The organism is Brunnivagina elsteri CCALA 953 (assembly GCF_002289455.1).
Taxonomy (GTDB): domain Bacteria; phylum Cyanobacteriota; class Cyanobacteriia; order Cyanobacteriales; family Nostocaceae; genus Brunnivagina; species Brunnivagina elsteri.
Map to the genome: position 1 here is coordinate 1 of NZ_NTFS01000284.1, position 8,678 is coordinate 8,678.

Genomic DNA, 8,678 nt, shown 5'->3' on the forward strand with positions numbered 1-8,678 from the left:
GGCATGACCCGCCCAGTAAATTCATCAACGATAACCACTTCCCCACCACGGGTAATGTAGTTGACATCTTTCAGAAATAATTCTTTTGCTTTAATGGCATTAAAGATAAAATGTGCCCAAGGGTCTTCAGGGTCAAATAAATCGGTGACTTCGAGTAAGTTTTCCGATTCGGCAAACCCTTCATCACTTAAAAGTACATTTCGCGCTTTCTCATCAACCTCATAATGCTCATCAGGCTTCAAGGTATTGGAAATTTGGGCTGCTTTTACATATTTCTCAGTTGGTCGTTCTACCTGCCCAGAAATAATCAATGGAGTCCGTGCTTCATCGATTAAAATGGAATCAACTTCGTCAATAACGCAATAATTGAAAGGACGCTGCACTACATCTTTGATGTCAGTCGCCATATTATCCCGTAGGTAATCAAAACCAATTTCACTATTAGTTACATAGGTAATATCGCAGTCGTAATTTTTCTTCCGTTCCTGGGGAGTCATAGTTTGCTGGATCAAACCAACACTCATCCCCAAAAAACGATGGACTTGTCCCATCCATTCAGCATCCCGACGGGCAAGATAATCGTTAACGGTAATTACGTGTACACCTTTACCATTTAGAGCATTTAAATAACTTGGCAGGGTTGCTACGAGGGTTTTACCTTCCCCTGTTTTCATTTCGGCAATTTGTCCGGTGTGTAGAATCACACCACCTAACATTTGTACATCAAAGTGGCGTAAACCCAAAACTCGCCGTCCAGCTTCTCTGACCGTAGCAAAAGCTTCTGGAAGGATGTCATCTAAAGATTCACCCTTAGCAAAGCGTTGTTTAAATTCTGCTGTTTTTCCCTTTAATTCCTCATCGGACAGGGTTTTAATTTCTTCTTCAAAGAGATTAATTTCTGTAATGTAAGGTTGGTATTTTTTAAGTTTACGAGCGTTGGGGTCGCCCAACAAGGTTTTTAGCATGGCGTTTATTTTCGACTAAAACAAATGTTTAGGACTTTATGGATTTGGCTATCCGATTATAGACACTGATTTCAGCCAAAGTATTCGTAGCTGCGATACTTTGTATGGCTGGATGTCGCCATTGCTCTTTGCAATGAGAATTAAACCAAAAATCAAGAAAAATATGAGCTAATCAATTTACTAAATTTATGCTATTTAAGCAAAATTTATAATCATACTTTTTATAGTATCATTTTGTCCCTAAAGCTTTATAAGGAACCCTCACCATGTAAAAGTAGCGATATCCCAACTTAGAAATTATTTTAACCGCCAAGACGCGGAGAACGCCAAGAAGAGGAAGATAACTTTAGAGAGAGGTGAAAATACCCTATGCCCCATTCCCAAATTCTTTGGTTAAGCTGCGGAAATTGTAGTTACTTGCACCAGGATGGCAGGTGACACAGCTATTTGCTGGGATGGGTTGTGGTAGTTTAACTTGTGGATGTAAAGCTTTGAAGTAGCGGGAATTGTGGAAGCGGTAGGGGGTTTCTTCGTCTTTTTGTAGCGATCGCGAATATGTTGATAAATATCGCCAAACTAATGTTCGGGGTGGATCGACGAGCGGTTTTAGTTGTGCGCCATAATGTTGGCTGTCTTCAAGTAGATTTTTCCAGGTTTGGCTGGGGAAAACTGCTGGGGGTATGGCTATGTGACAACTTGAGCAATTTTCTAGGTAAAGTTCTTGCCCGAGTTTATACTGTGCTGGGATTACATCAACTGTGCCAATTTCTGATGTTGGGGCTTTAATGGTAGTTTGGGCATTGGTTGCATCAGCTAAGAGGGAACCCATAATTAAACATAAGGCTAAAACAACTAAAAATAAACTTACTGGCTTGTACTTGACTTGCTGCGGTTTTGATGCTTTGCGTTTGCCAAAATTAAACATGCCTCACCCACACCGTAAAATCAAACTATTCGTACATTTTAGAGGAAAATCAACGCTGCTTGATGTATGTATCCTAGTTAACCTCTGAATTCTTAAATGTCTTTGAATCTATATAAATTTCACTACCACTTAAATAGAAAATGTGACCAAAAACTAATTATATTTTTACATGGGTTTATGGGCGATCGCAATGAATTTAATTCGACTATTGCATTGCTTGCTCAAGATTATTCCTACCTGACTATTGATTTACCTGGACATGGTAAAACTCAAGTTTTAGGAGACAATGAGTATTATAATATACCCAATACAGCAGAAGGCATAATTAATTTACTTGATGACTTACAAATATATAACTGCTATTTAATCGGTTATTCAATGGGTGGAAGACTGGCTTTATATTTAGCGTTATATTATCCAGAAAGATTTTCTCAAGTGGTTTTAGAATCTGCTTCCCCTGGATTAGTCAGTCAAGCTGAAAGAGACGAAAGAATTCAGCAAGATGGCAGAATTGCGAGAAAATTAGCAAGAATCAGTACAAAAGAAGAGTTTATCGCTTTTTTGTCTAACTGGTACAGTCAAGGAATTTTTGGAAACATCAAACATCATCCTGAATTTGAGCAGTTAATTGTGATGCGATCGCACAATAATCCCCAAGAATTGGCTAAGTCATTACTTTTCATGGGAACTGGTTGTCAACCCTCGCTTTGGAGAAAACTTCGAGAAAATCAAATACCTGTACTTTTATTGGCTGGTGAATATGACAAAAAGTTTATTAGTATCAATCAGCAAATGGTAAATATTTGTAGTTTTTGCCAATTAAAAGTTATTCTCAATACTGCACATAATACTCACTTAGAAAATACCTATGAGTTTGTTCAAAATATTAGAAAATTTATCTAATTCAATGTGAGCTAGATGTAACCTCTCCCTTTGGTAAAACTACGGTATATATAGATTTACCCTGATATCCCGGAATTATCCCCCCTAACCCCCCTTTTCAAGGGGGGGAAATAAAAAATTAAGTTCCCTCCCCTTAATAAGGGGAGGGTTAGGGTGGGGTTCTATATTTATTGAATTTTTGGTCTGTCACCCTTATTTGTAACTTTTAACTCATCTTGCAGTATTTTCCGATAAATATTTGGTAGATAACCACTCATCGAATTTGTCTCAATCCCATATCCCAAACTAGTCCAAGTCGGAGAAAGCAACTTTAAAACATTATTTAACTTGCCTTGACGCAATAATTGATTAATATCAGTACCCCAAACTCGCGAATCACTCAACCAGCGATAAATTACCACATCCTGATACTCAGCTTCAAAACTATAAGATGACCAAACCATAAACTGCGAGGGTTTTGGGTGATAACGAGGAGCAATTTGCTTCCAAGTCGTGTTAATAACTTGATATCTTCCCGCAGCAGTCGAACAGTTTCCTTTGTTCGGACCGTTAACAATTGTTACACACTGCTCAGGATGGCGACTCAAATCACTTACGTGTTTTCCACCATATAAAATAGAATAAGGACGTTCGCTATTAGCCTCACTTGCGGAGATAGTTCGCATCAATGCACGAACGTAAGGGTCCCCTCCTTTCATCACCAAAGGGGGTTGTTTTTGACTAAATGTCGGGTCTTTGTTAGTCTTAGACCATCGCAACTCACCTGTTATTAGCCACTGAATTAAGCACACGAACCCAAGCAGCGCGATTAGCGGGGGTATCAGCTTTTCAACCCCTTTCGTTTCAATGCCTTTCAGAGTCCGACTCCTTAAAATCTAATATTCTAGCCATCAAAAATATAACAACAATATCCAGGGTTCGGATTCCGGAAAATTTGCCTAGATAAATTAAGTGGTAAAAACTAATACAGTGTAATCATGTAAACTTATATCAATTCTCGGTTAAGTAATCAAGCAGAAATATTTACACATTAGCTTCTAAGCTGGATGAGAGTTTCAGATTAAATACGTGTGTAATTAATTTTGTTTAACGACTCAATTAATGTTGGGTTACGCAAAGCCTTCACCCAACCTACAAAACGACAAAACTACTGTCACTGGTTTAATTTCGGTCAAAAAAAAGACACCTATAATCTGTGTCTTTACTGCTTATGCAAGCGATTATTTACTTGTGCTGATATAAAAACAAGGGAAGCTAAACCTTAGCCAACTCAGGTGCAGGACGCTTACTATTGCGAATCGAATCAATAGCTTTTGCATAGTCGGGTGTATTATAAACCGCAGAACCTGCAACGATCGCATTTGCTCCAGCTTCTAAAACCTGCCAGGTATTATTTGCCTTCAGACCACCATCAACTTCAATCCAAGGGTCTAAACCACGCTCATCACACATCTGACGCAGTTTTTGAATTTTTGGCACCATCGTGGGAATAAAACTTTGACCCCCAAAACCGGGGTTAACACTCATAATCAAAACCAAATCGCAAAGGTCGAGAACATGCTCAATCAAAGTCAGTGGTGTGGAAGGATTGAGAACCACACCTGCTTGTTTACCAAGTTCTTTAATTAACCCAAGGGTACGATGTAAATGGGGTGAAGCATTATGCTCGCAATGTACTGAGATAATATCAGCACCAGCTTTGGCAAAGTCTGCAACGTATTTTTCTGGCTCCACAATCATCAAGTGGACATCCAAGGGTTTTTTGGTCACCGGACGAATTGCTTCCACTATCAGGGGTCCGATAGTTATATTAGGAACAAAGCGACCGTCCATGACATCGATGTGAATCCAGTCTGCACCAGCTTCGTCTACAGCACGAACTTCTTCTCCTAAACGGCTAAAGTCAGCCGACAAAATTGAGGGAGAGATTACAATGGGTTTCTTTGATTGGGTTTGGGTCATGGCTAGCAGGTCTAGACGCGATTGAATTCTGTATGCATTGTAACAAAATTATGAGTCAATACTCATCCTAATTCCATCCTACATGGGAAAGGGTAAGCGGAAAAAGTTATTCTTAATTTTCCATACCCAATCCCCAATGCCCAATGCTCGATCACAATTAACTATTAACCAAATGACAAAGAAACAAACTTGGATTATTTTTGGACTGAGTGCAGCTTGTTTGACCACTCCCGTACTTGCTTTGACTTTTAGTAGCTCAATTGATAGTCTCGGTATTGATGCCCTCAGATTGCATAAAAATCCCTACAATTTGACTGGAAACAAAATTGGCATTGGTCAAGTAGAAATTGGTAGACCAGGGAAGTTTGGGGTAGATAAAGCGGTTTCCAGTAACCATGTTTTGCCCTTGGTGGCGGTGTTTTTGCGAAATGGTCCAGCGAAGTCGAATAATGGAGTTGACCCCCATGCACACAACGTTGCAGGGGTGATGGTGAGCAAAGATAAGGCTTTCCCTGGGGTTGCGCCAAATGCCCGTTTGTACTCTGCTGCGGTGGGTTCAACAAAAAGTCAAGGACAACCAGAGGAATGTTTAACTGCACAGCATATTGCGACACAAAACGGTGGGGATGTTCGGGCTATAAATTTTAGCTTTGGTGAACCTTTGAATCGCGATCCACGACCAGATGCGGTTTTGGATGGGAAAGCTTTGTTGACTATGTGTGTTGATTGGTCAAGTCGAGTGCATGACGTTTTATATGCGATCGCAGGTAATCAAGGTAAGGGTGGTATTCCCATTCCTACGGATAATTATAACGCGATGAATGTGGCGTTTTCTTCCCGTCGCGAACAGGTTTTTAACAAGGTTGATGTTTCTAATTTGGCTGCTGCAAATGAAGGTGCAACTGCGAGATTAGCTGGTAAAGAAATTAACCTGGGTTCCCGTCGATCGGTGGCGATTCTCTCCCCTGGTAGTAATATTAGAATGCTGAATCCTGATGGTAAGGTAAATAAAGTTACAGGTACTAGTTTTGCTGCACCACATTTAACGGGAACGGTAGCTTTATTACAGGAATTTGGCGATCGCGAATTGAAAAGTAAAAAGGCTAACTGGAGTATTGTTTCTCGTCGCCATGAAGTTATGAAGGCTGTTTTATTAAATTCTGCTGATAAAATTAAAGATAATGGTGATGGTTTGCGGTTGGGAATGACACGTACAGTTATTGATAAACAGAACCAAGACTGGTTAGCATCTGATGCTTACAAAGATGCTAAAATACCGCTTCATGCACAAATGGGTACGGGACATTTGAATGCATCACGAGCTTTACAACAATTTAGTGCTGGACAATGGCAATCAAACCAATCTGTACCAGCTTTAGGTTGGGATTATAATACTGTTACGGCAAATAATACGGTTGATTATGTATTAGCAAAACCGCTAAAAGCGAATAGTTTTGTTGCGGTTACATTAACTTGGGATAGATTAATTGAACTTGAAGAAAAAAATAATAATCAGATGTATGAAGAAGGGGAAAATTTTCGCGATCGCGGTTTAAATAATCTCGATTTATATTTAGTTCAAGAAGGTGGTAATAATAATGTCGCTGCTTGTTCTTCGGTTAGTGATGTTGATAATGCAGAGCATATATTTTGTCCCGTTCCTGCTGCTGGTAAATATCAAATTCGCGTTCAATATAAACAGCAAATAAATGAATCTAAGCAACCTTACGCATTAGCTTGGTGGACTGTTCCAGGAAATTAGTCTTAAGAAACCCGGTTTCTCCCAAAACGATAAAGCTCTAAATAATTTTAAGTAACTAGACAGAATTAATTACAATACTGATTCTTTAATTTCTTTGATGGGCAAGAATTTCAGCCCAAATGTTGTGTAATTAATTGTGTCCAACTACTTAAGGGGTGAAATAAGCAGTGGTGCAGAAAGTTACGTTAAGGAATTGATCACCAGAAAGAAAAACTGTACCAATTGAAGGTTCTGAAACTTAAGAGTCTGAAACCCTTGCTATACCGTACTCGTTTGATGTACCAAATAGTCTATAGGTTAATTGGTACTTTGAGAATTTCAAAAAATATTGATTGATAGAATGCTCGCATAGTAAGGTTTTCAGCCTTAGCGTAACTTTCTGTACGATTGCTCATCTACCCCCCTTAACTACGTTCAGCGATATTGATGATACTATATATGATATCATCGCTCAATGAGCAAGTTAAAAAAAAATAGTATTGAAATTTCTCAAACTACCACCTGACATCAGATTTGAGGATGTGCTGTATTTATTGGAAGCGTTTGGTTTTGAAGAAAAACGATCCAAGGGTAGCCATCATAGTTTTCGTGATGCTCAAGGAAGAACAATTACTCTACCCAAACATGGTGGACAAAAAGTCAAAAGAGTGTATTTACAAGAAATAATCAAACTATTAAATTTAGAAGAGTGGAATGATGAAAACACTGAAACAGAAGAAAAAACAGACTGAAAAACAGCCTTTAGAATACTATTTAAATCTTCAATATTCGATAACAATTGATTCAGATATGGAAGGTGGATATGTTGCACAAATCAAAGATTTACCAGGATGTTTGACTCAAGGTGAAACATTAGAAGAGACAATTACCAATATTAATGAAGCTAGAGAATTATGGTTAGAGACAACTTATGAGGTAGATGATGAAATACCCTTACCCAGCAACGATGAAACTTACAGTGGTAAATTACTGCTACGGATGCCAAAGTCTTTACATCGTCGTTTAGCAAAAGCGGCAGAAGTAGAAAATGTTAGTTTAAATCAGTATCTTTTGTTTTTGTTGAGTGCTGCTAGCTAGACTTTTTTAATTAACTGTAGGTTGGTTTAGATGTATGGAAAAGATATATAGGACTTAATATAGAATTTTTGAAAACATACGTAGCTTTTAGTGCGTTAGAACAAAGTTCATAACGCACCTTACAATACTAAGTATAAATCATTCAATTATTTCTGCTTCATTACCAATATTGTCACATCATCCTCAAATGGGATATCACCTAAGTGCGATCGCAAGTCTTCGATGACTGCTTGTTGAATTTCACGAGCGCTATGATGCCAATTATGCTTTAATACTTCACACAATCGCTCAGTACCATATTGATTTAGGTCTTTGTCTTCTGCTTCTGTTAATCCATCGGTATAAAGCACTACCCCATCCCCAGCAAATAATTCTACTTCTGTTTGGGCAATAAATTCGCTAATATCGGGTTCCAAACCAACAGGAAAACCTAAATCGATTGTACTAATACACTCAATTTCCCCATCTGCACGCACAACAATCATCTCTTCATGTTGTCCAGTCAAAGTAATTTTTCCAGCTTTGTAATCAAGCAAAGCTAATGTTAGGGTTTTATCTGAATTCATCCGTTGCACATTATCAAAAATTACTTGATTAATCAAATTCAAAAATAAATTATAGTTAGTAATATTTGCCGCTAACAATGTGCGAACTGCTGTTTGTGTCATCACCATCAAAATACCACTTTCTAGCCCATGTCCAGTGACATCTCCAATACTAATTAAAGTTCTTTCACGATTTTGCAGAACATCATAATAATCGCCACCAACTTCAGATGCAGGTTCCATAAAACCAGCAATATCTAAATCGCTAACTTGCTCAAGTTATTCTGGTTTCGGTAATATTTTTTGTTGAAGTTCGCGGGTAATTTCTAACTCTGCCCCCATTCGCAGATTATCAGATTTCAGTTTTTCATTTAGGGTTTGAATTTCTGTATTTGCATCGGCAAGCTTTGCCAGAGTTTGCTTTTGCTGTTCATCAGAATGTGCGATCGCATTCAGCATTTCGTTGATGTTTACTGTCAGGTTGGACATTTCATCATTCCCCTAAATGAAAAACTGAAATCTGATAATCTGCGAATGGG

At 38.4% G+C, this 8,678-nt stretch carries 10 protein-coding genes; 4 read left to right on the forward strand and 6 right to left on the reverse strand.

The window, feature by feature from the left end; all coding sequences use genetic code 11:
- On the reverse strand, nucleotides 1-965 hold a 965-nt coding region (locus CK510_RS21110; protein ID WP_342745991.1), incomplete at its 3' end, for a preprotein translocase subunit SecA.
- A 367-nt stretch (nucleotides 966-1,332) separates the two neighbouring features.
- A complete protein-coding gene (locus CK510_RS21115) occupies nucleotides 1,333-1,890 on the reverse strand; it encodes a cytochrome C (protein WP_095723578.1) in 558 nt (185 codons plus the stop codon).
- 96 nt (nucleotides 1,891-1,986) lie between these two features.
- On the opposite strand from CK510_RS21115, the gene menH reads away from it, so the two are divergent.
- Nucleotides 1,987-2,793 carry a 2-succinyl-6-hydroxy-2,4-cyclohexadiene-1-carboxylate synthase gene (gene menH / locus CK510_RS21120; RefSeq protein WP_095723579.1) on the forward strand — a complete coding sequence of 269 codons (807 nt, stop codon included), beginning with the start codon at nucleotides 1,987-1,989 and terminating at the stop codon, nucleotides 2,791-2,793.
- Between the two features lie 167 nt (nucleotides 2,794-2,960).
- Here the strand turns inward: menH and CK510_RS21125 are convergent, their stop codons facing one another.
- Nucleotides 2,961-3,641: a glycoside hydrolase family 24 protein gene (locus CK510_RS21125; protein ID WP_095723580.1), complete on the reverse strand. Its 681-nt coding sequence runs from the start codon at nucleotides 3,639-3,641 to the stop codon at nucleotides 2,961-2,963.
- A gap of 406 nt (nucleotides 3,642-4,047) precedes the next feature.
- Nucleotides 4,048-4,755, reverse strand: a complete 708-nt coding sequence (gene rpe / locus CK510_RS21130; RefSeq protein ID WP_095723581.1) for a ribulose-phosphate 3-epimerase — start codon at nucleotides 4,753-4,755, stop codon at nucleotides 4,048-4,050.
- Between the two features lie 172 nt (nucleotides 4,756-4,927).
- On the opposite strand from rpe, the gene CK510_RS21135 reads away from it, so the two are divergent.
- The 3 genes from CK510_RS21135 (at nucleotide 4,928) to CK510_RS21145 (ending at nucleotide 7,594) form a co-directional block, all read left to right on the forward strand.
- On the forward strand, nucleotides 4,928-6,517 hold the full coding sequence (locus CK510_RS21135; protein ID WP_095723584.1) for a S8 family serine peptidase: 1,590 nt from the start codon (nucleotides 4,928-4,930) through the stop codon (nucleotides 6,515-6,517).
- A gap of 479 nt (nucleotides 6,518-6,996) precedes the next feature.
- On the forward strand, nucleotides 6,997-7,248 hold the full coding sequence (locus tag CK510_RS21140; protein ID WP_245912259.1) for a type II toxin-antitoxin system HicA family toxin: 252 nt from the start codon (nucleotides 6,997-6,999) through the stop codon (nucleotides 7,246-7,248).
- Entirely contained in the window at nucleotides 7,214-7,594 is a 381-nt protein-coding gene (locus CK510_RS21145; RefSeq protein ID WP_095723583.1) for a type II toxin-antitoxin system HicB family antitoxin, read from the forward strand. The genes CK510_RS21140 and CK510_RS21145 overlap by 35 nt, the downstream gene beginning before the upstream one ends.
- A 146-nt stretch (nucleotides 7,595-7,740) precedes the next feature.
- Here the strand turns inward: CK510_RS21145 and CK510_RS21150 are convergent, their stop codons facing one another.
- A complete protein-coding gene (locus CK510_RS21150; protein ID WP_211293243.1) occupies nucleotides 7,741-8,382 on the reverse strand; it encodes a PP2C family protein-serine/threonine phosphatase in 642 nt (213 codons plus the stop codon).
- Between the two features lie 36 nt (nucleotides 8,383-8,418).
- Nucleotides 8,419-8,628 carry a hypothetical protein gene (locus CK510_RS32900; protein ID WP_211293244.1) on the reverse strand — a complete coding sequence of 70 codons (210 nt, stop codon included), beginning with the start codon at nucleotides 8,626-8,628 and terminating at the stop codon, nucleotides 8,419-8,421.
- Nucleotides 8,629-8,678: the final 50 nt, after the last annotated feature.

Coding starts and splice junctions, on each gene's coding strand:
- CK510_RS21145 (WP_095723583.1), top strand. CDS start 7,214: ATGAAAACACTGAAACAGAAGAAAAAACAGACTGAAAAACAGCCTTTA.
- CK510_RS21115 (WP_095723578.1), bottom strand. CDS start 1,890: ATGTTTAATTTTGGCAAACGCAAAGCATCAAAACCGCAGCAAGTCAAG.
- rpe (WP_095723581.1), bottom strand. CDS start 4,755: ATGACCCAAACCCAATCAAAGAAACCCATTGTAATCTCTCCCTCAATT.
- CK510_RS32900 (WP_211293244.1), bottom strand. CDS start 8,628: ATGTCCAACCTGACAGTAAACATCAACGAAATGCTGAATGCGATCGCA.
- menH (WP_095723579.1), top strand. CDS start 1,987: ATGTCTTTGAATCTATATAAATTTCACTACCACTTAAATAGAAAATGT.
- CK510_RS21150 (WP_211293243.1), bottom strand. CDS start 8,382: ATGGAACCTGCATCTGAAGTTGGTGGCGATTATTATGATGTTCTGCAA.
- CK510_RS21135 (WP_095723584.1), top strand. CDS start 4,928: ATGACAAAGAAACAAACTTGGATTATTTTTGGACTGAGTGCAGCTTGT.